The following is a 25,478-nucleotide window of genomic DNA, read 5'->3' as shown; positions in this document are numbered from 1 at the left end:
CCACCGCCACCGCCCGGCGTCGGCTGTCACTGGCTCGTCGTGGAGGCAGGTCCACGGGCCGCAACCAGGCGCATCACCGGTCTGGAGGCTGCCGGCTTCGCGTGCGGCGGGCGAGCCGTACTCGGCGAGGTCCTCGGGTTGAACGTGAGTCCGGCGGCCATGAGCTTGGCCCAGGCCACGTCGTCGATGATGCGCGGGTTGGGGCCGAGCGCGGCGCGGACCGACACCGGTGGGGACAGCACCCGGCGCGGGTCGAACCGCGGGGGTGAACCATTCCCACTCGATCAGATCGCAGAGGAAGCCGCGCGGCGCGTCGAGCCGGTTGGCCATGCCGGAGGCACGGAGCTTCTTGCCGGAGTTGGTCTTGTTCAGGTGGTGGCCGGCCCACTGGCCGACCACGGCGGTCATCGTGTCGGCGACGTACTCGGCAGCCATGTCCCGCGTCCACCGGTCCGGCGAGATCCTGTCCGGGGGCTTCTCGGCGGCCCACCGGCCGGCGACCAGGATGATCGAGAACATGACCCGGACGCTTGCGGGTTCTTGAGTGGCCAGTACTCGCCAGCATTATCTGTGTCAGTGCGTGCCGGGACGCATGGCGGTCGCGGCACCCGCGGCGACGGTGAGTGGATCTGTGAGCGGTCGATCTAGCAGGCGCACGAGGTCGGGGCTGGTGTTGTTGAGAAACCCGTGGCGGACACTGGTGGCGATTGAGGCGAGCATCGGCGGCTGGAATGGCAGCAGGTTGGCGTTGCCGAGTAGGCGGGTGCGGTACTCACCCAGTCCGATCGTGCGGTGGACGACACCGAGACGATTGGCGATGTCGCCAGCGGTAATCGGGTCGCCAACCAGGTCGTAGACCTTTCCGACATGCGTGGTGGGCTCGCATGCGACGACGGCCGCGGCAGCTGCCAGGTCGGCCCGTGGTACCACGGAGAGTGCGCCGGTTCCGAATGCTGATTCCAAGCCGTCGGGAGTCCAGGCGAGCAAGGCACCGAAGAGTTCGGCGTACAGCCCGTTGCGCAGGATGGTCCACGCGAGCCCGCTGGTCTTGATCATTTGCTCGGTGGCCCGGTGGGCGAGTGCGAACCCGAGGTGGTCGCCGGCAATGGTCAGGCTGGTGTAAATCACGTGGGCCACGCCATCGCGGCCTGCAGCGTCGAGAAGAGTCCGGTGACGCGCGATGACCCGGTCGTCCTCGGCATACCCGGCCGAGACGAATAGCAGGGTCGAAACGCCGGTGAGGTCGAGGGTTGCGGGGTCGTCGAAGTCAAGGTGGCGCTGTGCGCTGGTGGGAGTGCGACTCCCTCCCAGGGCAGGTGCCTCCCGCTCGTCGAGCTCTGCGAGTGTTAGGGAAGCGAGCTGTCCGTTGGCGCCGGTCACCATGATCATTGCGGTTCGGTCTCCTATCGTGGTTCTCTTCAGTAACTACGGTGATCCTGAACCCGCGCCCGGCGGCTCACAAGGAGGCAGTCTCGTGTCACTAAGGCACACTGATGTAACCCCAGGAGCAGCCAAGCTCGAACCATGCGGACAGCCGGATCACCCGGACTGCGGCATCCGAGATGTTCTTGACCGGGTGGGTGACAAGTGGTCGGTCCTCGTGATCGTCGAACTCGCCAATGGGCCGCGACGCTTCCGCCAACTCCAGCGCGCCATCGACGGGATCTCCCAGCGCATGCTGACCCTCACGGTGCGCCGCCTGGAACGAGACGGCCTCGTCCTCCGGACCGTGTACCCGACCGTGCCCGCCCAGGTCGACTACCGCCTCACCGAAACCGGCGCAAGCCTCACCCACCTCGTCAAAGCGCTCGCCGACTGGTCACTGGCACACCGCGCAGCCATCGCCCAAGCCCGTCAGGCCTACGACGGCGACCACCCCGACAACGAGATCCGGTGACGCGCAGCGCGCCGTCAACGTCCTGCCTCTTTTCCGCTCCCGCAATCATGACCTGTCCGCCATCGCCTGAGCCCTGGATCGGGGCCGACCGATGCGGCGTGTGTCAAGGGCTGTGGGCCTCGGCGGCACTCGCACCGCCCAGTGTCGTACCGCGATGTGACGCGCAGCCGTAGATGAGCGGGTCCAAGCGGCCCACCTCGTAGACGGTCCGATGTCGTGACCGGTGTTCTGGGTGGCCAGGCTCGCGGCATAAAGCCGGTGAACATCACCCAAATTCGATCTTGCGTCGGTTCCGTCCACGTGCGGCGGATCGTAGAGTCCGCGTTGGGTGATCTTCGAGATCGGCCTGCATGAAAGTCACTGAGGACACTCGACATGGGGAGGCCCGCATGTCACGCAGCGTACGCACCATCCTGGCCGGTCTGACGGCGACCGCGGCGGTCACCGCGTCCACGCTGGCCGTCGCGTCTCCGGCCCACGCCGCCACCCACTACAACATCATGAACTACAAGAGTGCGCTGTGCATGTCCGTCGGTGGCGGCGGCAGCCTGGCCAACGGTGCCCACATCATCCAATGGGGCTGTCCCTTCCCGGGCGACAGCACGCCGGAACGTTTCTGGCACTGGTCTGGCTCGCGCATCATCAACGACAAGAGCGGCAAGTGCCTGTCCGTCGCGGACGGCGGCAGCACCGCCAACGGCGCCGCGATCATCCAATGGACCTGCAACGGCGGACTCGAGCAGAGTTGGCGCAGCAGCGGCGGCTACCTGATCAACGGCAAGAGCGGCAAGGTGGTTTCCGTGGAAGGCGGCGGCAGCGTCGACGTGGGCGCGCGCCTGGTTCAGTGGAGCATGACCGGCGGCCAAGAGCAGGGTTGGGAGTTCAAGGCCATCTACATCGACGGGTGACTGGCGGCTGCGGGGGCTGGCGCCGCCTGACCGCGGCGCTGGACCCGGATGTTCTCGCGATCGGGCCGCCTCGGATGTCGTCGACGAGATCAGGCGGCCTCTTGCGTGAGGAGGATCCGCTGGCCGCCGGTGGATGGAGCGGATGAGACATACAGCGCGGCGAGACTTGGTGAGCGGACATCGGCGAGAGCACACTACTGCTGGCCGACGTGTCAGCGAGGCGGTTCGTCGAGGCGGACGATCGTCGAACGAATACGCGGTCGGCGGCGGAAGTGCGCACCTGATCAAGCTCACGGCCCAGGTCGGCTACGGCTTCTCAACCACGCCTGATCGACGGGGGAGGTGCCAGAGGCGCTCCTCTGTCCCTGCGCAGATGCGGTCTCGTACCTCAAGCCGAGAGTGTGCGATCATGACCGTTGTGACATCTCAGCTGTGATCGTTTGGAAGCAGACTGGCTGCATGTGGACGCAGACAGCCATAGCGGTCGGAGTGCTCGGCCTGTTGACCGTGGTACCGGGGCCGGACATGGCGGTGGTCACCAAGCGTGCGATCGCCTCTGGCAGAGGGGCGGCCCTGCGGACCGCTGCCGGAATCGCCACCGGGCTGCTCGTGTGGGGCGTGTTCACGGTGGTAGGGCTCGCGGCGATCCTCGCGGCCTCGGCACAGGCGTACTTCGTCGTCAAGATTCTGGGTGCCGCATACCTGGTCTTCCTCGGGCTGCATGCCCTGTGGCAGAGCCGCCGCTCCGCGCCGCGGACCGCCGAGTTGAAGGTGACCGGCTCGGGGCGAGCGTACGTGACGGGCCTGACCACGAACGTTCTCAATCCGAAGATCGCCGTCTTTTACACCGGCCTGCTGCCGACCCTGGCCCCGCACGGACTGCCCACGGCGGCCGGCCTGGGCCTGCTGGTCGTGCTGCACGCGGCGCTGACTCTGACGTGGCTCGGGTGTTATGCCTACCTCGTGTCCAGGGCGCGCTCGGTCTTCGAACGGCCTCGCGTCCGGCGCCTGCTGGACCGTGTGACGGGTGTGGTGCTGATCGGCTTCGGGATGCGGGTAGCCGCGGAAGCCAACTGACAAGCGACTCGTGGGAGGGACGGACGTGGGCACGGTGCTCGGGACCATAAGGTTGCTAATCGTTCGAGGCTGGAGGTCCGGGATGCCCGGGACGGTGTGGTGTGGCTGATCGGGTCTCGCCCGGCACGGCGGCAGGCCTTTGTGTCGTGTCGGAACCGGCGAGGTCAACCGGTCAGATCACCCGGCACCCTGAGGCTACGCTGGCCATGGGCCCAGGTCTCCACGAGCAGGCCAACGAGCATGCGCGCGTCGGCGGTGAACGCCACGTGGGCATTGGGTGTGCCGGTGGCGTTCGGGCGCATGTCGAAGACGGTGCGACCGACCGTGACCGGGCCTGTCGTGTCGACGGTGACGTGCAGATGGCGGGTCGTCACGATGTCCGGCCGTAGAAGGTAGGCGACACAGACTGCGTCGTGCACCGGCGCGGTTTCCGCGATCCGCGCGCCATGGTTCGCGCTGTAAGCGTCGATCCTACGGCTGATCAGGTCCGCGGCGGCGTGACCCGCTGGAGTTTCCAGTGCCGCGAACGTGGCGCAGTCCTTGCGGGTGATCAGCGCCTGGTGGGTGGCGTCGAGCGTGACCAGCGTAAGGCGGGGGAAGCCGGCCGAGAACACCATGTTCGCCGCCTCTGGGTCTGCCCAGACGTTGAACTCCGCCGATGCGGTCACGTTGCCGTGGGCGTGCGCGCCTCCCATGACGACCAGGTCGTCCACCGCGTCTCGGATGGAGGGGTCGATCGTGGCTGCGGTGGCGATGTTGCTCAGCGGGCCGACCGCAACCAAGGTGAGCTGCTCGGTGGTGCGCCGAAGGGTTTCGAGGAGATACTCGACCGCGCTGGTCGACTGCGCCGCGGTACGCGCCTCGGGCAAGGGCAGCGAGATGCCGTGCATGTCTCCCTTCGTACCCGGCGTGAAATGCCGTTGACCGGGGAACCCGCGCCGAGCGATCGGGTGAGCCAGCCCGGGAAACACCGGAATGTCGGACCGGTTGATGAGATCCAGCACACGCAAGGTGTTGTCCGTGGTGTTCTCGACCGGCACGTTACCGCTGACCGTGGTGACGCCGATCAGGTCGAGATCGGGGTGTAGTGCGGCCACGAGGATCGCTACGGCGTCGTCTGTTCCGGTGTCGACATCGAGGATGGTCTTACGGCTCATGATGGCCAGTCTGCCGGATCCGGACGTACCCGCCGGAGGTGGACCCCGGCCGGCCCGGTGAGGCGGAACCGCCAGGTGAACCTTGTTGCGCAGGTCGCCGCGCTCGACGTGCCCGGCCGCTGTCGTCCGCGGGGTGACGGGCAGGATACGTCACATGGACATCCTCAGCGACCTCGCTCCCACCGGCACGCTGCGAGCCTCGATCAACCTTGGCAATCCCGTCCTCGCCCAGGGCACGCCGGAGTCCCCTAGCGGCATCACAGTGGACATCGCTCGCGAACTTTCCGCCCAGCTCGGTATCCCGCTCGAACTGCTCTGCTTCGCAGCGGCCCGGGAGTCATTCGCGGCGATGGAGCAGGACCAGGCCGACATCTGCTTTCTGGCTATCGACCCAGCACGGACGGAGAGCGTCGCCTTCACGGCTCCTTACGTTGTCATCGAGGGGGCCTTCGCAGTCCCCGAGATGTCACCCCTCGTCTCGGCCGCCGACGTCGATCGCCCTGGCGTTCGCGTCGGGGTCAAGGCAGGATCTGCCTACGATCTGCACCTCTCCCGCACCCTCAAGCACGCAGAGGTCGTACGCGGCGTCGAGGGGACCACGGTCTTCACCGAGCAGCAGCTCGATGTCGCAGCCGGCATCCGCCAGCCGCTCGCCGACTTTGCCGCCGCCCAGGGCGGCGTTCGCCTGCTCGAACCACACTTCATGGAGATCCGCCAGGCGGTGGGCACCACCCGATCGCGTCGCGAACAAACCGTCGCCTACCTGCACGACTTCGTTGAGCAGCTTAAGGCCAGCGGGTTTGTCGCCGAGTCCCTGGGTCGCGCAGGTCGCCGTGACGCGACCGTCGCACCGCCCGGCTGAGGTACGCCGATTGACGGCTACCGAAAGTGACAGGCGCGCCAACACCAGCGCGCCCTGCCTACGTGCGGATGTTGCGGTTGTGCTCAGACGACGGCTTGATGCGATGCGTGGGATCGCCGTCTCGCCAGGGATGCGACGGTTGACCTCGACCAAACTTGAGGTTGCATGCTTTCGGCGTTCGCGTCGGCGAACGGATGGGAGCAGGTGGTATGCGAGTGGTTCAGGCGATCCGTTTCGGGGGTCCCGAGGTACTGGTCCCAGGCGAGGCGCCGGATCCGGTGGCCGAGCCGGGCCAGGTCGTGGTCGATGTGGCGGTGGCGGGCATATCGTTCGTCGAGACGCAGATCCGGCGTGGCACCGACAGGTGGCATGAACGGCCGGGATTGCCGTATGTGCCGGGCGGTCTGGTTGCCGGGCTTGTGAGCGCGGTCGGCGCGCAGGTGGATCCGGCTTGGCTGGGGCGGCGTGTCGTTGCCAGCACGGGAGCGACCGGTGGTTTCGCCGAGCGGGCGGTGGCACTGGTCGGGAAGCTGTTCCCGGTGCCGGACGGACTTGGCCTGCCGGAGGCCACCGCCCTTCACAGCGATGGCAGCACGGCGCAGGGGCTGGTCGAACACGCCAAGATCGGCCCTGGCGACTGGGTTCTGGTCGAAGCGGCGGCGGGTGGGGTGGGCAGCCTGTTGGTGCAACTCGCCCGCGCGGCGGGCGCGCAAGTCGTCGGAGCCGCTCGCGGATCGCGGAAACTCGATGTCGCCCGGGAACTGGGTGCCGACGTGGTGGTCGACTACTCCGAACCAGGCTGGACCGAGCGAGTGCTCGAGGCGACCGGCGGCACGGGACCGGATGTGGTGTTCGACGGCGTCGGCGGCCAGATCGGGCGGGCCGCGTTCGAGGTGACAGCCCGCGGCGGCCGTTTCTCGGTGCACGGCGCCTCCAGCGGCGAGGCCACGGTCATCGATCGTGAGGAGGCGCGCCACAGGGGCGTGGAGGTGATCGGTATCGAGCAGCTTTTTGATTTCGGACCGAATTCAGTGCGGTGGGCGGAGTTGGTGATAAACCAGGTGGCAGCGGGACTCATCCGACCGATCATCGGGCAGACCTTTCCGTTGGAGCGTGCCGCCGACGCGCACACCGCGGTCGAAAACCGCACCGCCGTGGGGAAGACCCTGCTGCTGATCTGAGGCCTGTGGTGGGGAGCGGCGACCAGGCCACCGCATCGCGACCGAGCTTGCGGCCTGAGGCGCTCCGCCAAGCCGGACCAATCGGTTATCGGCAAGACGGCACGGTCAACGACGTTCAGGAAGGTGACCGTGTGTAACGAGTGGCTCGCGGCATGAGCGTGCACTCCGAAGCGACCTTGGACGAGGGGGTGGGGTCAGTGCGGTTGCGTTGGTGGTGACTGGCTGGTCCAGCTTTGTCTCAGGCGGTCGATCAGGTCGATGAAGACAGAGAAGGCGTGGTCGACGCGTTCGCGGTCGTTGGTGGCCAGGAGATCGAGTTGCAGGCCGCGTGCCTGAGCCACGATCATCGACGCGATCAAGGGCGCTTGCTCGCCGGGGCATCCTTCCGCCAAGACCAGCCGCTGCATGAGCCCAAGCGCGTCGTGCATTGCTTTCTGAAGGAAACGCTCGTAGCGCTCCGGTTCTCGTGTGGCCTGGGCGAGGACCTCGAACAACAAGCGATAGACCGGCAGGCGGTCCTCGGTCGTCGACCGCCGCCACCACGAGCCGAGGTCGGCCAGGCTGCCGGATGAGTCGGCCACGCCGGCCGCGTCGGCCAGCCGCTGGCGAAGCACATCGGTCACCTCGATGAGGAGGGCCTCCTTTGTGCCGAAGTGGTGCAGCAGAGCCGCGTGGCTGACCCCTACTGCCTCGGCCAACGGCCGCATCGCCAGATCCGCTAACCCGTGCGCGAGAACGTAGTTGACCACGGCATCGAGTAGTTCGGGCCGCCGGTGCTGGTAACGCAGACGCCTGCCGTCTACGTGCTGGGCGCTCATTCGTCCCAGGGTACCCACCCCGAAAGTAGCTTGACCATGTGGTCAAACTACTTCTAGCGTGGTCGACATGACCCCTGAGATCACCCGCCTGCACCACGTCGGTCACGTGGTCCGCGATATGCCCGCCGCGCTCCAGCTGTATCGACGGCTAGGGTTCGCGCTGCCCGCGCCGAGTTATCCCGCGATGGTGCCGCAGGACGGAGGCGCGCTCGAGCCGTTCGGCGCAGCCAACACCCACGCCGATTTTTCTCAGGACTTCGTCGAACTGGTGACCGTCGTCGACGTCGACGGCGTGGGTAGCCGAGTGCCGGCCGACGCGCGACTGGTCCCGCTGAACGCCCCGCCCGCCGTGCTGCCATCGCTGATGGAGCGGATCAACGCCACCAGCGCCAACCTGTCCGACTGTCTGGACCGGTACGAGGGCCTGCACATCCTGATGCTGTCCTCGTCCGATATCGAGGCGACCGCAGCTCGTCTCACGAACTCCGGGATCAAACACGGCGGGGTCAACACCGTGCGACGCCCAGTAGGCCCGCAAGTCGAAACAGTCCGATATCTGGAGATCGACGGCGTTCGACCTGGCGTGGAGGCCGAAGGCAGGATCGGTGTCGCCGCGGATCTGGATCCCGGAATCCAGAGCTCCCGCGCGGCCGACCATCCCAACGGTGCCGTCGGTCTCGTCGACGCTACGCTCTGCATTGCCGACCCTGAGTTGGACGCGGTCCGGACACGCTACGAGGCTTACCTTGACCGCACACCCAAGGCCAATGGACGCGGGTGTGTGTTCGATCTCGGCGCGGCGACACTGACCCTGGTGCCGGCATCCCGCCTCGCCGAGGCTCTGCCCGGACAGCAACCACCGGCGCTGCCCACCCTCGTCGCCTACACGGTCGCAGTCCGCGACCTGGCCGCGACGAAGGACCTCCTCCAGACCAACAAGGTCCCGCTGTGTCGAGCGGCATCCGGAGAGCTCTTCGTACCAGCCACCGCCGCGATCGGAACGGTGATCGCCTTCCGTTGAACCGACAGAAACACCCCTACATCGTCCGGCGAACCAACGCACCCAACTCGGCTACTTGTTTCGTTGACCTACGACCGTGGCCCGCCGAGGAGTCCTGTCATCGGAACGACCAGCGTTCAGCCCACCCCAGGCCCGTCACGCAACGTACGCCCGGTTGGCGGCAGATGCGGATGCAGCGATGGCGTGCGACAGCGCCATTGAAGGCGAACGGAGCATGCCCCTGTGCCGGTCTCGTGTTTCGAGAACTGTTTGGACGCCGAGGATATGCGTGGAGCACAGTCGGACCATGGAGAATTCCATCACCGTACGTCCTCGCTCTATGGACGAGATCATGGAAGGGCTGCGCCTCGTGCGGCGGTCCCCGCGGGGTATCGGCACCCTGGCGCTGGCCGTACGTCGGCCGGCCGTTGACGCCCGCGAGGTGCTGTCCCTGGCCGAACTGGACCCTGACGCCGGGCTGCTCGGCGACAGCTGGAGTCAACGGCCCAGCTCACGAACGACCGACCGTTCACCGCACCCCGACATGCAGCTGAACATCATCAACTCCCGTTTCATCGAACTGATCGCCGGTCCCGATCGTGACGCCTGGGCGCTTGCCGGGGATCAGCTCTACGTCGATCTCGACCTGAGCATCGACGCCATGCCAGCCGGGTCACGCCTGGTGATCGGCGACCGGGCCGTAATCGAAGTGACTGACCAGCCGCACAACGGTTGTGCCAAGTTCGCCGCCCGGTTCGGACGCGACGCCCACAAGATCGTCTGGACCGAGGAAGGCCAGCGACTACGTCTGCGCGGCCTCAACGCCCGAGTGCTCGTCGGCGCAACAATCGGGATAGGCGACACCATACGGCAACTCCCCGCCACCCTCGGCCGGCCTGCCATCGAGGCTCTCAAGACGTGACGACAGCTGATCAACACGACCGCCAGTGGCTGCGGCAGATGCGGACGCGGCCAATATGCCGGCGTGACACCTGACCGAACTCGTCGCTCTGGCGCTGGACGTTTCCGAGGAGGGCATGCGGGCCGGCGAGTTGCCCGTCGGCGCGGCATCGCGGTCGGTGACGATCATTGGACGCGCACACCCAAGAGCGGACACAGGGCCGATGATTGGTGCAGGCCGATCTAATCGCGGTGCGGTGGAAAAGGCCGATCGGCGACTTGGCTGGAGCCCCGCATGCATCCGCTGACTCTTGCGATCACGGTGGAGCCCTGTCTCGTGTCCCCCGGGGCGGCGATGGCGCTCGGCGTCTCCCAGGTTGACTACGGCTTGGAGGCGCCGGATGACGTTGCCGCCGACATCCCAGCCGTGTGGCAGCCGGCCTGGCGGGCATGTCGTTCTCCCAGCTACCCGTCGTGGCCGGCGTTGCCCTCGGCGAGGGTGCCGGGACCAGTTCCCGGCGCTACGCCGTCACCGCCTCCAAGGCGTCACTACGCCGGTATGCCGAGAGCATGGCGGCCCTGTCGGACGGCCTCTGACGACGCGGAGAGCTCACACGAACCCGAACTGCCGGGCAGGCTCCCTTGGGACCCAAGAGCTGTCGACTGCCTTCACGGCCCGAGCCATGACCTGGTCGCAGCTGGACATCGTCTGGCACGGGCGTCCGATCGAGAAACCGGTCGTGATCAGCGAACGTCAGACCGAAGCCGCGCTCGGGGACATCATGGTCTGGATGCCCGGCGAGGGTGGAACTCGCGACGATTCGTGTCTCCGATGGCCGGATGGTCAACAAGCACTACGACCAGCCACCCACCGAGGACCTCGAAGTGTTGTTGAACGAGCTGGTAGCTCTACTCGTCGACAACCGCAGGAACGCGGACGTGACGTGACATCCGCTCATCGTCCGGAAGTTGGCGACCAGCACCGCTCCCACCCACGGTGACGATCAGTTCGCGGCAGACATCCGGCGAGGACTTCTTGGCTCACCACGTCGTGCGCAGCGTTCGTACAGCGGCTAAGGAGACGTCGCGCAGCGTGCCCGCATCCGGGGCGTCGTGCCAGTGGTCGGCGGCAGCTTCGAGGGCGGCGAGGGTCGCGAGGACCTGTACTCGTGCGTCCAATCTGTCCGTTCGCCCGCCGGGCAGCGCCTCGACGAGCTGCTTGGCGCGGGCGCGGGCGCGGATGTGTGCTGCGCCGGCGATCGCTGGGATCTCGTTGGCGAGGCGGATGCGAACTCGGGCGTCCTGCTCGGTGTCTTCCGCGCGCTCCGCGGGCAGCTGTTCGAGGACGTGCTGGACGGCCGAGGGGATGTCGTGGCCGGTGCGGATCGCTTCGAGGATAGCGTCGGTCAGCTCGCCCTCGAAGGGGTCCTGGAGGACGAGGTTCTCCTTGGTGACGAAGTACCGATAGACCGTTACGACTGACACGTCGGCCTCGGCCGCGACCTGCTCGACGGTGACGGCGTCGAAGCCATACCGGTTGAACAGGCCGAGCGCGGCGGCCTGGATGCGGCGTTCGGTCTGCCTCCGTTTGCGCGCACGCAGTCCGCTCCCCTGCACTCTCGGGTCGCGGAGGTCCCTCGCTTCCATGCCTTCATGTTACCTGATATCTTTTGATAGTGACTATCGGAAGTGTGGTTCGAGGACATTGCGAGGATGGCTTCGGGCCAGTGTGGGACGTCTTCGCCGACTCCCTCGAGTCGGGGCGGGAGATCGGTGCCTCACTGGGCGTCTACCGGGGCGGCCGGCCGATTGTGGAGATATGGGGCGGCCACGTCGACCGTGAACGGACTCAGGCCTGGGAACGAAACACGGTGACAACCATCGCCTCCATCAGCAAGTCGCTGGCGACGGCTGCCGTTCTGCTGCTAGTCGAGCGTGGCGTCATCGACCTGGAACGGCCCATCGCCGAGTACTGGCCTGACTTCGGGCAGGCGGACAAGGCCGAGATTCCGGTGCACCTGGTGCTCTCGCATCGTTCCGGCCTTGCCGCCCTGGACCGGCCGGTGAGCAACGACGATGCGGTCGCGCTGGACCCGGTGTTGCGCCGGATCGAGCGGCAGCGGCTTTGGTGGAACCCGGGCGAGCGGCACGGATACCACGGCGTCACCTACGGTTACATCCTCAGCGGGCTCGTGAAAGCCGTCACCGGACGCACCGTCGGGCGATTCTTCGCTGAGGAGATTGCCGCCCCTCACCAATGCGCTTGGTGGCGGCCCGTCGCGCCGCGGCCACGGCGACATCCGCCGTCACCCCTTGCTGGCCGTCGTCGGCCATGATGAGGGCATGGCCCGGGCACGTAAAGTGATCATCGCAGTGGCGCTGGCGGTCTTCGTTGTGGCTGCCGCCCTCTGGCTGGTTTTCCTACGACGGCAAGGTGTGGACCGGGCCGACAAGTGGGTCACCATCGTGGGATTCTTCGTCTCGACCGCCGTGGGCCTCGCCGGCCTGGCGGTGGCGTGGCCGACGTGGCGACAGAGTGGCGTACCTGGGACGCCGCCGTCGAGTCGAGCGGCGGTGGCCGCGCCGGGTGCGGTGGTGGTTGTTGGCGACAACGTGGCTGGGGTTGCCACCGACGTGGCCGGTGTCGCTTCTGTGACGGCCGGCGGCGGGACAACCGGCGTGGCGCCGGTGTCGGGGTTGCACGCGGCGGGCCCCGGGTCGGTGGTGGTGGGCGGCGACAGCCGGGCGCCGATCACGACCCGGTTCCGGGGCCCCGGTACGGCGTCGTGAAGCGGCCGGATGGCGGCGCCAGCCCGGCGGTCAGCGCCGCGGGGGCCGGTGCGGTGGCCGTGGCCGGTGACGCCACCGCGCCGATCGCCACCCAGATCGTCGCAGAGGGGGCGGCGGTCGCCGGTCACAACATCCAGGTCGGGTACGCCGGTGGCGATGTGACCGTGCTGCTGGACCGGGTCGACTACCGGCTGGAACTCTGCCGGCCCGCGCCGGTGGTTCCGGTGCGTTTGCCGCGGGCGCAGCAGGGGCCCAGCTTTCTGCTCGACCCGCACCGGCAGGTAGTCGACTACCGGCCCCGGCCGGTCGAGGAGGAGCGACTGCGCGCCTGGCGCGACGAGTGCGACGAGCTGCTGTCTGTCCTGCTGCTGCACGGTGCCGGCGGTGCCGGCAAAACACGCCTGGCCAGCCGGTTCGCCTCCGGCTGCTATGGCCGACAGTGGATGGTCGTGCAGGCGGTGGAGAAAAACCCACGGCTAACCGCCGGTGAGACCAAGCCGTTGGCCGACAACGTCCCGTTGCTGGTTGTGGTCGACTACGCCGAGCGTTGGCGGCTGTCGGTACTCACCTCGATGATCGAGAGCCTGGCGTTGGACCATCCCGGTCGGCGGGTGCGCGTGCTGTTGCTGGCCCGACCGCAGTTCGGCTGGTGGGAGTCGGTGTCCGCGCAGCTCGACGGCGTCGGCGTCGACCAAGATCCGCCGCTCGGCCTGGGCGACTTCACCACCGACCCGGCCGCCCGGCGGGCCGCTTACGCCGACGCCACCGCCGCCTTCGCCGCCCGGCTGGGTGCCCCGTCCGAGCCGGTAACGGCCCCGGCTGATCTCGACGACGTCGCCTACGCCTCCCCGCTGACCCTGCACATGGCCGCCCTCGCCGCGGTCTGGGCCTGCGTCGAGGGCCAGGCACCGCCCGAACGGGCCGGCCTGTCGCGGTACCTGCTCGGCCACGAGGAGCGGTACTGGAGCGCGACCACCGACGTGACCGGGGCCCGCGTCGAGGAGATCCGCCGGGCGGTGTTTGTCGCAACGCTGTTCGGCCCCGCCCCTGACGAGGTCACCGCCTGCGCGCTGGTGCGCCGGGCCCGGCTCGCCGACGGCGACGCCGCCGCCCACCGGCTCCTCGACGTCCACGGCCGGCTGTACCCGCCGCTGGCGTCCGCCGAAGCGTCCACGGTGGAGCTTTTCACACCGTTGCGTCCGGACCGCCTCGGCGAGGACTTCGTTGCCGCTCATCTCGCCCATCCACTGGCCGGGCAACTACTGCGGAGCCTCCTGACCGACGAGCCGACCGGACCTGACGCGGCGGCGGTCCGCCGCAGCCTGATCGTGCTGGCCGCCGCCGCTGCCCGTCACGACACCGCGCGCACCGCCCTGTTCGACCGGCTGGCCGAGCGGCCACGACTTGTCGTCCACGCCACCGCGCCGCTGCTCGACCTGGTCACCGCTCACGCCCCCCGCCCGCTCGCCGTCGCCGTGTACCGGGAGCTTCCCCGGTTCAACACCGACCTGAGCCGGGCGGCCCACGACCTCGCCCGGCGCCTGCTCGACACCCTGCCCGCCGACGCGCCACCGGCCGACCGTGCGGCCCACCTGCAGACCTTGGGAATGCGTCTGTCCCACCTGGGCCGGTGGGAGGAGGGGCTGGCCTGCGCCGAGGAGACGGTGGCGATTCGGCGACGGCTGGCCGAGGCAGATCCTGCCGCCCACCTGCCGGCGCTCGCGATGGCTCTGCACAGCCTCGGCACGCACCTGCTCGACGTCGGCCGGAGCGCGCAGGCCCTCCCGGTCAGCCGGCAGGCCGTCGACCTGTTCCGGGAGCTGGCCACCGCCGATCCCGACGAGCACGGGCCCGAACTGGCCCTGGTGCTCAACAGTCTTGGCATCGTGCTGTCGCGGCTGGGCAGGCACGCGGAGGCCCTCGCGATCAGCCGGGAGGCCGTCGACCTGTTCCGGGAGTTGGCCGCCAATGATCCCGACGAGTACCTGTCCGGCCTCGCGATGGTGCAGCACAACCTCGGTATCCGGCTGTCGAGGCTGGGCCGCAACGAGGAGGCGCTGGCCCTCGGCCGGGAGAACGTCGAGCTGTACCGGCACCTCGTCGACGTCGATCCCGCCGCCCACCTGCCCGAGTTCGCGCTGGCGCTGACCGGCCTGGGTGCCCGCCTGTCCCACCTCGGCCGGCAGGAGGAGGCCCTCGTCCCCACCGAAGAGGCGGCTGCGATCTACCGACGGTTGGCCGAGACGGTCCCCGCCGCGAACCTGCCCCACCTGGCGTTGGCGCTGCGAAACCTGGGAATCCAACTGTCCAAACTGGGCCGGTACGAGGAGGCGCTGATCCGGACCAGAGAGGCGGCGGCGATCTACCAGCGGCTGGCGCAGAGCCTCCCCGCCGCGCACCTGGGCCGCCTCGCGTCGGCGCTGAAGGAGCTCGGCGGTCTGCTGGCCCGACTGGGTCGCTGGGACGAGGCCCTGGACGTCAGTCGGGACAGCGTCGAGGCGTACCGCTGGCTGGCGGAGGCGGATCGGGCCGCGCATCTGATGGACTACGCGATCGCGCTGAACAACCTCGGTACGCAGCTGTCCAGGCAGGGGCGCGACGACGAGGCCGTAGCGCCGATCGAGGAATCCGTCACGATTCACCGGAGGCTGGCCGATCACGACCCTGACCACCTGCCGTACCTCGCTTCGTCGCTGAACAACCTCGGTCATCGTCTGTTCGCCATCGGCCGGGTGCTGCAGTCGGTCACACCGACGAGGGAAGCGGTGATCATTCGGCGACAGCTTGCCGAGGTGAACCCGCCCGCCCATCTGCTCGGCCTCATCGAAACGCTGCATGGCATCGTCCGGGTGCGTACCAGCCGCGGCCTCGACCTACCGGGGGCGCTGGCCGCAGCGGAGGAACTGGTCACGATCTACGAAGCCCTGGCCCGGAGGTCGCCAGCGTACGCCGATGACCTGCACGCCGCCCGCCGCGCCGTCGCCGACGTAGTCGACCGGCTCAGGCAGGGCGAGGAGGCCGCCGAGTGGCCCGTCGGTCAGGTCGAACCGCCTCGTCACCGCTAGGGCGTCCACGAGGTCTCCGGTTTCGGGTTCTGCTTGGTCGCTGCACCATCTACCGGCGACCTCGGCCACTTGCGATCACCGACACGCGGGGACCCTCAAGCCGACCTAAGCCCTGGCACCGACTTCGACACAGGCTAGATCGCCGGGGCTGTCGAGCGTGGGGGCCGCAGCGGCTGCGCCAGGATTTGCTGGCGCACGAAGACCGAACGTCGCCGTAGCGCGCGTGGGCATCAGGTCCCCCGGACCGCGAGGTAGACGGCGCGAACGGCCAGGGTGCGTTCGACCTCGTCGATGCTCGGGGCGAAGAACTGCCGCTCCACTGTTCGGCCGTTTCGGGCGTCACCACCAGCGGGCCGAGCACGGGAAAGAAGACGATCAGCGCCACCTCTGCGACGAACTGCGGCGAAACCGTCCGACCTGGCGATTCCCAGCCGGCCCTGGGCGGGCAGACGCTGTGGGTACAACTGCCCGGCGTTGAGGCGGCGTCGTACGCACAGTCCGCGATGCGGCACAGCGTGGCGGTGCTGCCCGGTGGCTCGCTGGACCCGTCCGGAGGCAGCGCCGACCGGCTGCGCCTGCCGTACGTCGCCGCCCCGGAGACGATCAGCGCCGCCGTCGCCGCGCTCACCCGGGCGTGGGTCGGCTTCGCTGCTGCCGCGGTCGCACCCCGCCCCCCACTACCCGCGATTGCCGTGTGACGACTGGACGTCCTACCCGCCCGACAGCAACCGAAAGCCGCCCCGCCGCCTGTTGGCCAGGGACGGGTGCCGGTCGTCCACGATCGCTTGGACGGACGCTTCAGCCCCGCCGATGCGCGTCGTGAGCTCATCGGGCGGGTCGTCGTCAATCGCTTGGGTCGCCTGGGAGCGTGACCGTGACCACGAGGCCGCCGTCTTCCCGGCCAGTCGCGGCGGCCTGTCCACCGTGGGTTGCCGCCACCGACCGAACGATGGACAGGCCGAGCCCAGCGCCTGTTGCCGTGAGTTGGCGGTGCGCCCCTAGGCGGCGGAACGGTTCGAACAGCGCTGGAACCTCGTACGGTGGCACCTCGGGCTCACCAGCTGCTCAGCGACCTGGTACGCACACCAGTGATCTTCAGCCGCTGCGCGTTGGCCGCATGTTCCTGGACAGCGTCGCCATCCCGCGGTTCAGCACTGCCGTCTTCGCGGACCACGGTCAAGGAGATTGTCGGCGGTTCGGGCGCGCCGGAGCCGACGCCACCGGCCGACGCGCCGGAGCGGTCCAACCCGACGATGAACCGGGCCGCGCTCTGCAACGAGGACCCGAGCCGGGCCGATCTCGCCACCGCGTGGACGGCCTACCAACAGCGCCTCGCGCGCAACCCGATGACGGGACGGGACAACAACTTCTCCGCCGCATGCGCCGGCTGGCCGCTTCCCGTACAGGCGTTCCGGATCCGTCCCGGCGGCGGGTCGCTGGTGCTCGCCGGACACCGCTGGGAGACGCCGTCGCCGTACGGGTGGACAATCCAGACGCACGCCATCGTAGGTGGCCGGGTGTACACGGTAGATGACGACGTGCATGGCTCGGCGCTGGTGGAATGCGCGACCGACGTGATCGGCTTCTTCGACACCGGCCGCATCGATGTTTCCTGTGCCGGTGTACCGGTCCCGACCGCAACGGTGGCCGCCACGGCGGTGTTCCGCGGCATCTGAGCGTGGACCGCCGGAGTGGGGCCCGTCCTGCCCCGGCGGTCGACCCCACCGCCCCCGCTCACCCGGGCGGCGCGGATCCCCTCACGCCCGCCCGGTCCGGCCGGCGCCGGGGCCGGATGTCCTCCTCCGCAGCCAGCCCTCGGTGACCACCTGCTGCCAGTACGCCGCCCGGTCGCGGGCGTCGCGCTCCCAGGAGCCCTGGTTGTTCGCGGGGCGCCGCGACGCCGTACCTGTCGCGCCGCGTGGGCGGCCGAGGTCGAGCAGGCGGTGCCCACGCCACCGGCCGCGCCATGGACGGGTACCCGTTCGCCGGGGTCGACGCGGGCGGCGTGGTGCGGCAGTTCGTGGGCAGTGAGGTAGTGAGCGGGAGGCAAGCGGTGTCGTCCTCCTTGACGGTGTGGGGGAGTCCGACGCGGTCGAGGCCGGCACGCAGACATGGCTGGCGAGGCCGCGGCTCAGCGTCAGCGCCATCACCTGCTGGCCGTGCCACCGAGCCGGTACGTGTGCGCCGTTGCATCGACGACGCCGGTGACGTCCCCCGGGGTACGGCGGCGTGGGTGCCGGGCCTGGGTGGCCCGCGCGCATCAGCAGGCAGGCATCCACACCTGCGGCGGTGACCTGAGTCCGTACCTGGCCTGGGGCCGGCTCGGGATCAGCTGGTCACGCGCTGTCACAGCTGCCGGTCACGCGGTGTCATCTGTTGTCGTCCCCTGCGTTGCCCGGCTGCGAAGACGCCGCAGCATTCTTCCGTCGACGAAGCCGACCTGGCGGGCGGCCGCTTCGGCGGTGGCGCCGCGTTGCATGAGGTGTTCGGCTCGTTGCAGGCGCAGGCTCTGCTGGTAGGCCAGTGGTGTGATGCCGGTGGCCTGCTGGAACTGGCGTGTGACCGTCCGTGGGCTGCATCCGGCCTCGGCGGCCAGCACGCGAAGCGGCAGCCGCTCGGCGAACCGGCTGCCAATCAGGTTCTGCACGCGGTGGACGGCTTCGTCGAGGTGCGACCGGTAACGCAGCGCCACGCTTTCCTGGTCGTCGGCCCCGTCCCGCCACGAATGAGCGACCAGGGTGCGGGCCACGGTGGAGGCGGCGCTGGGGCCGTGACGTGTGCTCAGCAGGTGCAGTGCGAGGTCGCCGGCGCTGGCCGCGCCGGCGCAGGTAACCACTCGGTCGTCGGAGACGTACAGGACGTCCCGCACGACCGTGGCAGCTGGATATCTTCGGGCCAGTTCCTCCTGGATCGTGTGATGCGTGGTACAACGACGGCCATCGAGCAGACCCGCTCGGCCGAGCGTATCCGCTCCTGCGCACACACTGGCGACCGTGCCGCCGGCCGCATGATGCGCCCGCAGGCGCTCTGCGGTGGCGGCGCCGATCATCCGGGTAGGACCGCGCCATCCCGGCACGATCAGCAGGTCTTCGCGGTCGAGGTCCGGCCACTGAATGTCCGCGGTCAGCGCCACTCCCTGAACCGTCGTCACTCGGGGCTGCTCCGAGACATAACACAGGGTGTACGCAAGCCCGATGTCCGCAGCCGTGGAGAACACTTGCGCGGGGGCGGCGATCTCGAGCAGGTGCACGTCCGGGACCAGGAGGAACACGACCTTGGGCATGGTGTCGTCAGCCTCCGCTGGTGCCGGTCAGGTCCGCCACCGTACGGACGGCGGCAAAACGGCCACTGAGCACGTACTCGGTGCGCTGCCGGATCTGCCGAACGCTGAGTACGCCGTTGCCTTCCGGGTGGGGGATCGGGCAGGTCGCGGTGGCGTCAATGGCGAACGTCACGTCGAATCCCAGGTCGGAACCGATGCGGGCGGTGGTCTCGCAGCACTGCTCGGTCTTGATGCCACAGATGGTCAGCCCGCGGATACCGCGCCGGGTGAGGTGCTGGTGCAGGCTCGTCGTGGTGAAAGCGTTGTGTGAGTTCTTGAGGAGCACCGGTTCGTTGGCACGCCGATCGAGACCGTCCATCAGGCGTACGAATCCCAGCTCGGGATCGAACACCGTGCCCGTGCCCGGTCGCGAGCCGAGGACCCAGACGATGTAGTCGCCCCGTGCCCGCGCCCAGTCCGCGAGATGGTTGACCTTGCCGACGATGTTCGGCTCGGAGACGAGGTGCCAGTCCGCGAGGTGTTGGAAAGACTCCTGCACGTCGATGATGACAAGTGCGTTCTTCATGGCCCAAGGATTCGTGTGATGGCGCGAGACGTGTAGGCATGACCTGGTCAAGCAGTGGTCCGATTGTGACACGGCGAGTGCTGATCTTGATCTTCGCGGTTTGTCAGCGCTGTGGCTCAGGCCAGTTGGATGGCGATGAGGGCTCGGCGGAGCCTCACGAGCATCCGCCCACTGGACCATGGCAGCACGGTGTTCTGGTAGGCGTTCGTAGTCGTGGACGGTACGTCAAGATCAGGTGTCGGTGCCAGGCTGTGCGCCAACCGCAGCGACGCGGTCTCGTACGGCTCACGACGCTGGCGGTCACCGTGGCTTCGCTCGGCGTCGTCGGTTGCGTACTTCGCCGCTGCACCGTGTTGATCTGGTTCCCAGTCGCACCGAGTGACCTGGCTTGACCTGCGCGACCGTGCGGGCAGCTACGCCCAGGAGCTGACCGTCGTTGATCACGGCCTCCGCGTCAACGGGCACGGCGTGCAACCGGGTGCGGGGGAGAGGTCGTGACGGTCTTCGGGTCTGGCCCGGTACCATCACCGCAGGCTGGGCATCATCCGATCTCGATGCGCGCGCCAAACGTGTCGGGCGAGGACGAGCCTTACTGTCGCATATCCCAAGGTTCGATTGGATCAACTTTGCCCAGTTCTTCTGTTGATCCCGGGGCTGCTGATCGGGCCTGCGCTGCCGCGCCATCAGTGGGCAGGATACTCCGAGCGGACTTGAGGATCTAGCCATAACGCTGTCGCCTCCATCGGCGGCTCCGCCTACTCCGGGCACAGCGCCACCGCAACGCTCAGAGACGGTGAGTTCATGACGGGCTTGATCACGCTTGACGACCTGTCCGTGTAGCACATTGGCGCGCCCGCGGAACCTGGAGCAGCGCACCAAGGTCAAGGTGTCACGCCCTGCCGATGCCGCCCGGCATCGGCAGACCGCAGGTCAACCTCGGTCTGACCATCTACCGGCAGGCCCCGACCCAGCGGCGGAGTGAGGATTCGCCGGTGAGGCCCCTCGATGAGCATCTTCGGCTGTCGGTGGCGCTGTACGTGAGCCCCCGCGACTCGCAGCAGGACCGCCACTACGTGTGCCGGATGGCCGGCGAGCACCTGGTGACCGTGATCAACCAGCAGGGCTCGTTCCGGATGCGCGGGTTCATCAGCGACCACCAGATGCACGTGATCGAAGAGCAGCGCGCAGGTAAGCGCATCTGGCTGATCCTGGCCCTTCAGGTGCTTCAGGACGAGGGCAAGCCGGCCCGCTTCGCGCAGCCGACGGGGCAAGTGTCCTTTGGCATTGGCTCCGGCGAGTGGGCTGAGACCTGGAGGAAGTCGAAGGCGGGACCTACCCTGAGCTGCTGGTGCCGCTCGCCGATGGCGCCGACTTCGCTGACGCCGTGAAGTTGTTGCGCGACGCGCGCGGCCTGCTGCGTGAGGGTGACGCCCCTGCCGCCATTGGCCGGGCGCGAGGGCGCTGGAGCAGGTCCGCGAGGCGTACGGCACGCGGAAGGTGTTCGCCGAGGCGGTGCAAAGTTGCCACGGCAACGCTCCCCCGACGAGCGGTGGCGCTCATGGTCGAGGACCTGTTTTCGAGAGCGGCGCCAGCCACAAGGACGACGTGACGAAGGAGTTCGAGTACATTCGGAAGGACGGCGCGATGCTGATCATCGCTACCGTGGGGATACTCAAACGGTTGTCTTCGGACCGTGACCCACACCTAGCTCGACAGCTAATCACATGAACGTGTCTCGGAATATCCATTGCCATCCCGACGGCGCGGCACCTACCTTGAATGAGCAAGGCCAACCGGACCAACCCGAGGAGTTCCCCGTGTCGCAGTACGTCTCCACCGAATCCACGCCGTTCGTGCCGCGTGGCGGTGTCGTGCTGCCCTCGGTCGGGCGAGCCCACGATCTGTGCGCGAGCGAGCAGAACTGGAAGCCGGGGTGGCGGCGCGAATAGCGTCAGCGCAAGCTGCGAAGCCGCCCACCCCGCCAGGGACAGGGCGGCTTCTTCGTTACCCGACAAGAACTCATAGGGGTGTAGCTCAATTGGTGGAGCATCGGTCTCCAAAACCGAAGGTTGCAGGTTCGAGTCCTGTCGCCCCTGCTTTTCGTCCCGGCTGCGGCCGGTGACGTTGTTGATTTTCAACTCCACAGTGGATGGCATTAGCAAGACCCCGGCCGGCACCACCACAAGCCCGGCCGGGGAGCATCACCTCCGGGACGAGGGAGACGGCTGACCCGCTCGCTCTGGGAGCGAGAGACACGGGGTTCGACTCCCGGACCATGGGGTGGTAGCTCAGCTGGTAGAGCGTCGGCGTGGCACGCCGAAGGAAAGTTCAGGGGTTCGGGTCCCCTCTTCTCCACGGGCCCGCCTGGTGACCGCGTCGAAGATGGCGCGGGTACGGAAGTGTCACCGCAAGCCCGTCAGGTTCAGGTGGTGGAGCGCTCGGTTGAAGCCCGAGAGGTTCCCGGTTCGACCCCGGGGGGCACGTTGGCGGGTCGGCGGTCGCGCGCGCGACCAGGTTCCCCGCCGGATCCATGGGCCGTTGGAGCGAGCTGGCAGCTCACCTGGTTCTCAGCCAGGAGGTTACGGGTTCGAGCCCCGTACGGCCTACGCAGCACGATGCCATGCGGTCGTGGTGAACTCGGCGGACATGCCGGTCTTCCACACCGGAGAAGCGGGTTCGATGCCCGCCGGCCGCTCCACCATTGCGGGGTTGGCAGGCGACGGGACTTCGGATCCGGTACATGCGCAGGTTCGATTCCTGCTCCCGGAGCATGCGGAATCTCGCCCTGGTAGCCCAACCTGGTAGGAGGCAGCGCGCTCAAACCGCGCACAGTGCGGGTTCGAATCCCGCTCGGGGCACCATGGAAGCCATGCCGCCGTAGCTCAGTGGCCGAGCGCTTGCTTGGTACGGAAGAGGTCCGGGGTTCGACTTCCCGCGGCGGCTGCATGCGGTTGTAGCTCAGCAGGTAGAGCGCGACGTTGCCAACGTCGAGGTCGCCGGTTCGAAACCGGTCAGCCGCTCCGACAACCACCGGCACACGACAGGAAGGAGGCCCGGTGGACGCCGTTCTGGTCCTCAACGCCGACCTGGGACCGCTGCACCGGGTCCCGATTCAACACGCGATCCGGATGCTCGTGCGCCAGGTCGCCGAGATCCACGAAGCCGAGCCCGACCGGCACCTCGGCATCTTCCCGATGCCCCGGGTGCTTCGGCTCGTCCGGTACGTCGTCACGAAGTGGCGCTACACCCACGGGCCCGCCTGGAGCAAGGGCGGCGTGCTGCGCCGCGACGGCCACCGGTGCGGCTACTGCTCCGCGCCGGCGACCACCGTCGACCACATCGTGCCCCGCTCGCGGGGCGGGCGGAACACGTGGCAGAACACGATCAGCGCGTGCTACGCGTGCAACCAGCGCAAGGCGAACCTGACCCCCGCCGAGGCGGGGATGGAACTTCGGTTCCAGCCGGTCGTGCCCACCTGGTCGAGCATGATGCGGCGCTGATCACCGGCCGGCGGGACCGTGGGCTCGCCGGCCACCCGTCCCAGGTCGTCTAGTCGGCAAGACGCCGCACTCTGGATGCGGAAAGCTGGGTTCGAATCCTGGCCTGGGAGCGGCAAATGCCCTCGTAGTCCAACTGGCAGGAGACGTGGTCGTGAGGCGGCCAACAGTGCCCGTTCGAATCGGGCCGGGGGCACCGAGCCGACGTAGCTCAACGGCAGAGCATCCGGCTCATAACCGGAAGGCACCCGGATCGACACCGGGCGCCGGCACCACGCGCTCGTGGTGGAACTCAGGTAGACACGCCGGATTCAGAAGCCGGTGCCGGAAGGCGTGGGGTTCGACTCCCCCCGAGCGCACGCGAGGCCGAAGGCGGAGCGGAGCCGCGACCCCCGGGGCACCCCGAAAGAACCGGTCGACTCCGCACGGTCGAACCATGGGGACGTGGCGCAGGTGGTAGCGCGCTGCTTTCGCAATGCAGAGGTCAGGGGTTCGACTCCCCTCGTCTTCACTTCCCGGCCGCTGGCCGGGCCCATGCTGGCGTAGCTCAGCGGCCAGAGCACCCGGTTGTCAGCCGGGGGGTTCGCGGGTTCGAGTCCCGTCGTCAGCGCGCATGGAAGGTTGGCCGAGTTGGTAAGGCAGCGGGTTGCTAACCCGTAACGGGTCACACCGTCGGGGGTTCGAGTCCCTCACCTTCCGCCATGTCGTCGTGGCCAAGCTGGTTAAGGGCACCCGGCTGATAACCGGGAGATGCGGTGGTTCAACTCCACCCGACGACACCATGCCCCCGTGGCTCAGTGGATAGAGCATCAGATTACGGATCTGGGGGTCGCGCGTTCGAATCGCGCCGGGGGCACGCAGAAGAAAATGCAGGCCAGGCATTGCCGACGCGTCGGCGTTAGACTCGCCGGCCATGGGACTCCTCACCTTCAGCCTCAACCTCACCCTGGACGGTTGCGTCGACCACTAGGAGGGGATCGCCGACGACGAGACGCACGCCTTCTTCACCCGTCTCATGAACGAGGGCGGGGCAATGCTGTGGGGTCGCGTCACCTACGAGATGATGGAGAGCTACTGGCCGGCCGTCGCCCGCGGCGACGAGGAGGCGCCGCCGGCCATGCGCGAGTGGGCGGTCAAGCTGGAGGCCAAACCCAAGTACGTGGTGTCGTCGACGCGCAAGGACTTCCCGTGGACCAACAGCCACCACATCGCCGGCGATCTGCGCGAGGGCGTGCAGAAGCTCAAGGACTCGACCCCGGCCGGGGTCCTCCTCGGAAGCGGCAAGCTCGCGACCGAGCTCGACCGGCTGGACCTGATCGACGAGTACAGGTTGCTCGTCCATCCCAGGATCGCCGGCCACGGCCCGACGCTGTACCAGGGCGGGCTGCCCGGCACGCGCCAGCTCGAGCTGCTCTCGGCGGAGCCGCTCCGCAACGGCGCGGTCGCCATGCACTACCGCCGCGCGCGCTGAATCACAGGAGTCCATCGCCGCCAGCTCACCGGCAGCGCGGCGTCCTCCTCGCGCTCGCCGCGCAGCGCCGAACGACTCCTCGAAGGCGAGGATGTCTTCGAAGAGCCGGTCGAGGGCTCCGTGGATGTCGCCAGCGGCACAGAGGATCATGGTGGCGGTTGCTTCTCTCCTGCTGGAAACACGCCGCCGTCACGTTGACCACTGGGGACATAACTTTACAGCGTGTACCGGGCCGGTGCCCAGACCACGGATACTTCTCATCGAGTAATCCTCGGGTCACAGGTTGAATCCTGCCGCCGGCTCGGCTGGCGTAGCTCAGAGGCAGGGCAAAGGAGCAGGAGAACCCGCCGTCGCCTTGACCACCGGCCCGGTACATCTGCCGAAGGGGTTTTCTGGAGACCAATGGGTTGAGCCAATGTCCGTTCAACGCGACCCGCATCCGCCCGGCTGTCACCTCACCGATCACCTCGGGCTGTGGCGGTGTGTGGTTGGCCGACCGGGGCGAGCGGGGTCGTTAGTGCACGTCCTCCTTATGCGGTGGTGGGTTCGGCGGGGCGGTTGTAGGTGAGGAAGGCGGCACCACTGTGGAGGACGGTGTGGTCGGTCAGTCGCCAGGCGCGGGGGTCGAAGGTGGCGGTGCGGGAGAACAGCGGGATGCCGGTGCCGACGGTCAGTGCGCCCACTTTGAGGATCAGTTGGTCGATCTCCTGGTAGAGCGCGCCGGCCAGTTCGGCGCCACCGAGTAACCAGATGTCCTTGCCGTCCTCGCGTTTGAGGTCGCGTACCGTCTGGACCGGGTCGGCTTCGGCCAGCTCGACGGTGGGATCGGGGCTCTCGGTGAGGGTCCGAGAGAAGACCAGGTGGCGAAGGTGAGGGAAGGCGTTGGTGACCCCGGCCTTGAGTCCGATCTCGTAGCTGCGGCGCCCTTCCAGCACGGTGTCGAAGTGGGTGCCTTCGGCGGTGACGGACAGGGCGGTGCGGGTGGCGGCGGGGCCGCAGTAGTAGAA

25 protein-coding genes, 17 tRNA genes and 1 pseudogene are annotated in these 25,478 nt (G+C 68.2%); 34 read left to right on the top strand and 9 right to left on the bottom strand.

The features are described 5' to 3' along the window. Both E1165_RS18175 and E1165_RS18170 read right to left on the bottom strand, forming a co-directional pair. Positions 1 to 435: hypothetical protein (locus E1165_RS18175; RefSeq protein ID WP_207916943.1), on the bottom strand; the 435-nt coding region annotated here is incomplete at its 3' end. Between the two features lie 138 nt (positions 436 to 573). Beyond that, positions 574 to 1,389, bottom strand: coding sequence for an NAD(P)H-binding protein (locus E1165_RS18170; protein ID WP_132392972.1), 816 nt, complete (start codon positions 1,387 to 1,389; stop codon positions 574 to 576). A gap of 187 nt (positions 1,390 to 1,576) precedes the next feature. On the opposite strand from E1165_RS18170, the gene E1165_RS30020 reads away from it, so the two are divergent. The 3 genes from E1165_RS30020 (at position 1,577) to E1165_RS18155 (ending at position 3,882) form a co-directional block, all read left to right on the top strand. Next, positions 1,577 to 1,897 (top strand): helix-turn-helix domain-containing protein, encoded by a 321-nt coding sequence (locus E1165_RS30020; protein WP_243704851.1) that lies wholly within the window; start codon positions 1,577 to 1,579, stop codon positions 1,895 to 1,897. 389 nt (positions 1,898 to 2,286) lie between these two features. Continuing rightward, on the top strand, positions 2,287 to 2,805 hold the full coding sequence (locus E1165_RS18160; protein WP_165945255.1) for an RICIN domain-containing protein: 519 nt from the start codon (positions 2,287 to 2,289) through the stop codon (positions 2,803 to 2,805). Positions 2,806 to 3,294: 489 nt separating this feature from the next. Continuing rightward, positions 3,295 to 3,882: a LysE family translocator gene (locus E1165_RS18155; RefSeq protein ID WP_207916942.1), complete on the top strand. Its 588-nt coding sequence runs from the start codon at positions 3,295 to 3,297 to the stop codon at positions 3,880 to 3,882. A 164-nt stretch (positions 3,883 to 4,046) separates the two neighbouring features. Here the strand turns inward: E1165_RS18155 and E1165_RS18150 are convergent, their stop codons facing one another. Beyond that, a complete protein-coding gene (locus tag E1165_RS18150) occupies positions 4,047 to 5,039 on the bottom strand; it encodes a nucleoside hydrolase (RefSeq protein WP_132392966.1) in 993 nt (330 codons plus the stop codon). A 154-nt stretch (positions 5,040 to 5,193) separates the two neighbouring features. On the opposite strand from E1165_RS18150, the gene E1165_RS18145 reads away from it, so the two are divergent. Both E1165_RS18145 and E1165_RS18140 read left to right on the top strand, forming a co-directional pair. After that, a complete protein-coding gene (locus tag E1165_RS18145) occupies positions 5,194 to 5,901 on the top strand; it encodes a transporter substrate-binding domain-containing protein (RefSeq protein WP_132392964.1) in 708 nt (235 codons plus the stop codon). Positions 5,902 to 6,110: 209 nt separating this feature from the next. Next, positions 6,111 to 7,082, top strand: a complete 972-nt coding sequence (locus E1165_RS18140) for a zinc-binding dehydrogenase (RefSeq protein WP_132392962.1) — start codon at positions 6,111 to 6,113, stop codon at positions 7,080 to 7,082. A gap of 194 nt (positions 7,083 to 7,276) precedes the next feature. Here the strand turns inward: E1165_RS18140 and E1165_RS18135 are convergent, their stop codons facing one another. Then, a complete protein-coding gene (locus E1165_RS18135; RefSeq protein ID WP_132392960.1) occupies positions 7,277 to 7,900 on the bottom strand; it encodes a TetR/AcrR family transcriptional regulator in 624 nt (207 codons plus the stop codon). A gap of 67 nt (positions 7,901 to 7,967) precedes the next feature. Here E1165_RS18135 and E1165_RS18130 point away from each other — a divergent pair, with 67 nt between their 5' ends. The 3 genes from E1165_RS18130 to E1165_RS29055 all read left to right on the top strand — a co-directional run bounded on the left by E1165_RS18130 (position 7,968) and on the right by E1165_RS29055 (position 10,397). Continuing rightward, positions 7,968 to 8,921 carry a VOC family protein gene (locus E1165_RS18130; protein WP_132392958.1) on the top strand — a complete coding sequence of 318 codons (954 nt, stop codon included), beginning with the start codon at positions 7,968 to 7,970 and terminating at the stop codon, positions 8,919 to 8,921. A 286-nt stretch (positions 8,922 to 9,207) separates the two neighbouring features. Further along, complete coding sequence (locus E1165_RS18125; protein ID WP_132392956.1) at positions 9,208 to 9,822, top strand: MOSC domain-containing protein; 615 nt, start codon at positions 9,208 to 9,210, stop codon at positions 9,820 to 9,822. 407 nt (positions 9,823 to 10,229) lie between these two features. Then, positions 10,230 to 10,397 (top strand): hypothetical protein, encoded by a 168-nt coding sequence (locus tag E1165_RS29055; RefSeq protein WP_165945254.1) that lies wholly within the window; start codon positions 10,230 to 10,232, stop codon positions 10,395 to 10,397. A gap of 444 nt (positions 10,398 to 10,841) precedes the next feature. Here the strand turns inward: E1165_RS29055 and E1165_RS18120 are convergent, their stop codons facing one another. Beyond that, positions 10,842 to 11,447 carry a TetR/AcrR family transcriptional regulator gene (locus E1165_RS18120; protein WP_132392954.1) on the bottom strand — a complete coding sequence of 202 codons (606 nt, stop codon included), beginning with the start codon at positions 11,445 to 11,447 and terminating at the stop codon, positions 10,842 to 10,844. A gap of 80 nt (positions 11,448 to 11,527) precedes the next feature. Here E1165_RS18120 and E1165_RS18115 point away from each other — a divergent pair, with 80 nt between their 5' ends. The 4 genes from E1165_RS18115 to E1165_RS18100 all read left to right on the top strand — a co-directional run bounded on the left by E1165_RS18115 (position 11,528) and on the right by E1165_RS18100 (position 16,353). Further along, a complete protein-coding gene (locus E1165_RS18115; RefSeq protein WP_165945253.1) occupies positions 11,528 to 12,136 on the top strand; it encodes a serine hydrolase domain-containing protein in 609 nt (202 codons plus the stop codon). Beyond that, complete coding sequence (locus tag E1165_RS18110; protein WP_132392950.1) at positions 12,114 to 12,590, top strand: hypothetical protein; 477 nt, start codon at positions 12,114 to 12,116, stop codon at positions 12,588 to 12,590. The genes E1165_RS18115 and E1165_RS18110 overlap by 23 nt, the downstream gene beginning before the upstream one ends. Then, positions 12,587 to 15,655 carry a tetratricopeptide repeat protein gene (locus E1165_RS18105; protein ID WP_132392948.1) on the top strand — a complete coding sequence of 1,023 codons (3,069 nt, stop codon included), beginning with the start codon at positions 12,587 to 12,589 and terminating at the stop codon, positions 15,653 to 15,655. Before E1165_RS18110 ends, E1165_RS18105 begins: the two co-directional genes overlap by 4 nt. Before the next feature lie 503 nt (positions 15,656 to 16,158). Next, positions 16,159 to 16,353, top strand: coding sequence for a hypothetical protein (locus E1165_RS18100; RefSeq protein WP_132392946.1), 195 nt, complete (start codon positions 16,159 to 16,161; stop codon positions 16,351 to 16,353). Between the two features lie 145 nt (positions 16,354 to 16,498). Here E1165_RS18100 and E1165_RS18095 read toward each other — a convergent pair whose 3' ends face one another. Further along, entirely contained in the window at positions 16,499 to 16,702 is a 204-nt protein-coding gene (locus E1165_RS18095; protein ID WP_132392944.1) for an ATP-binding protein, read from the bottom strand. A 206-nt stretch (positions 16,703 to 16,908) separates the two neighbouring features. Between E1165_RS18095 and E1165_RS18090 the strand changes: the two genes are divergently transcribed. After that, positions 16,909 to 17,331, top strand: a complete 423-nt coding sequence (locus E1165_RS18090; RefSeq protein ID WP_132392942.1) for a hypothetical protein — start codon at positions 16,909 to 16,911, stop codon at positions 17,329 to 17,331. Between the two features lie 683 nt (positions 17,332 to 18,014). On the opposite strand, the gene E1165_RS18080 is transcribed toward E1165_RS18090, so the two are convergent. Beyond that, complete coding sequence (locus tag E1165_RS18080; protein ID WP_132392940.1) at positions 18,015 to 18,938, bottom strand: GlxA family transcriptional regulator; 924 nt, start codon at positions 18,936 to 18,938, stop codon at positions 18,015 to 18,017. Positions 18,939 to 18,945: 7 nt separating this feature from the next. Next, positions 18,946 to 19,503, bottom strand: coding sequence for a cysteine hydrolase family protein (locus E1165_RS18075; RefSeq protein WP_207916941.1), 558 nt, complete (start codon positions 19,501 to 19,503; stop codon positions 18,946 to 18,948). A gap of 902 nt (positions 19,504 to 20,405) precedes the next feature. On the opposite strand from E1165_RS18075, the gene E1165_RS18070 reads away from it, so the two are divergent. The 21 genes and pseudogenes from E1165_RS18070 (at position 20,406) to E1165_RS17975 (ending at position 24,471) form a co-directional block, all read left to right on the top strand. Continuing rightward, on the top strand, positions 20,406 to 20,891 hold the full coding sequence (locus tag E1165_RS18070) for a hypothetical protein (protein ID WP_132392938.1): 486 nt from the start codon (positions 20,406 to 20,408) through the stop codon (positions 20,889 to 20,891). Positions 20,892 to 21,320: 429 nt separating this feature from the next. Then, positions 21,321 to 21,452 carry a hypothetical protein gene (locus tag E1165_RS30410; RefSeq protein ID WP_256370681.1) on the top strand — a complete coding sequence of 44 codons (132 nt, stop codon included), beginning with the start codon at positions 21,321 to 21,323 and terminating at the stop codon, positions 21,450 to 21,452. Positions 21,453 to 21,526: 74 nt separating this feature from the next. Further along, a tRNA-Trp gene (locus E1165_RS18065) sits at positions 21,527 to 21,599 on the top strand. A gap of 181 nt (positions 21,600 to 21,780) precedes the next feature. Next, a tRNA-Ala gene (locus E1165_RS18060) sits at positions 21,781 to 21,858 on the top strand. A gap of 54 nt (positions 21,859 to 21,912) precedes the next feature. Further along, positions 21,913 to 21,983, top strand: a tRNA-Phe gene (locus E1165_RS18055). 52 nt (positions 21,984 to 22,035) lie between these two features. After that, positions 22,036 to 22,109 (top strand) — tRNA-Glu (locus tag E1165_RS18050). Positions 22,110 to 22,125: 16 nt separating this feature from the next. Beyond that, a tRNA-Gly gene (locus tag E1165_RS18045) sits at positions 22,126 to 22,201 on the top strand. Positions 22,202 to 22,285: 84 nt separating this feature from the next. Then, positions 22,286 to 22,364, top strand: a tRNA-Leu gene (locus tag E1165_RS18040). Between the two features lie 10 nt (positions 22,365 to 22,374). Further along, positions 22,375 to 22,446 (top strand) — tRNA-Thr (locus tag E1165_RS18035). 4 nt (positions 22,447 to 22,450) lie between these two features. Then, positions 22,451 to 22,523: transfer RNA gene (locus E1165_RS18030), tRNA-Gly, on the top strand. Between the two features lie 36 nt (positions 22,524 to 22,559). Then, positions 22,560 to 23,003, top strand: coding sequence for an HNH endonuclease (locus E1165_RS18025; protein ID WP_132392936.1), 444 nt, complete (start codon positions 22,560 to 22,562; stop codon positions 23,001 to 23,003). A 38-nt stretch (positions 23,004 to 23,041) separates the two neighbouring features. After that, positions 23,042 to 23,113: transfer RNA gene (locus E1165_RS18020), tRNA-Gln, on the top strand. An 8-nt stretch (positions 23,114 to 23,121) separates the two neighbouring features. Beyond that, a tRNA-Leu gene (locus E1165_RS18015) sits at positions 23,122 to 23,196 on the top strand. A gap of 4 nt (positions 23,197 to 23,200) precedes the next feature. Further along, positions 23,201 to 23,275, top strand: a tRNA-Met gene (locus tag E1165_RS18010). A 1-nt stretch (position 23,276) separates the two neighbouring features. After that, positions 23,277 to 23,359: transfer RNA gene (locus E1165_RS18005), tRNA-Leu, on the top strand. 79 nt (positions 23,360 to 23,438) lie between these two features. Next, positions 23,439 to 23,511: transfer RNA gene (locus tag E1165_RS18000), tRNA-Ala, on the top strand. A 25-nt stretch (positions 23,512 to 23,536) separates the two neighbouring features. After that, positions 23,537 to 23,610: transfer RNA gene (locus tag E1165_RS17995), tRNA-Asp, on the top strand. 5 nt (positions 23,611 to 23,615) lie between these two features. Beyond that, positions 23,616 to 23,702, top strand: a tRNA-Ser gene (locus E1165_RS17990). A 1-nt stretch (position 23,703) separates the two neighbouring features. Further along, positions 23,704 to 23,782 (top strand) — tRNA-Ile (locus tag E1165_RS17985). A 1-nt stretch (position 23,783) separates the two neighbouring features. Then, positions 23,784 to 23,856, top strand: a tRNA-Arg gene (locus E1165_RS17980). Positions 23,857 to 23,913: 57 nt separating this feature from the next. Further along, positions 23,914 to 24,471 (top strand): annotated as a pseudogene (locus E1165_RS17975) (dihydrofolate reductase family protein). Positions 24,472 to 25,001: 530 nt separating this feature from the next. Here E1165_RS17975 and E1165_RS17970 read toward each other — a convergent pair. Beyond that, the coding region (locus tag E1165_RS17970) for a dihydrofolate reductase family protein (protein WP_132392934.1) at positions 25,002 to 25,478 on the bottom strand (477 nt) is incomplete at its 5' end.

It is taken from the genome of Micromonospora sp. KC723 (assembly GCF_004348595.1).
Classification (GTDB): domain Bacteria; phylum Actinomycetota; class Actinomycetes; order Mycobacteriales; family Micromonosporaceae; genus Micromonospora.
Note: the sequence above shows the minus strand (reverse complement) of the source record. Positions and strands in the feature narration are given on the sequence as shown.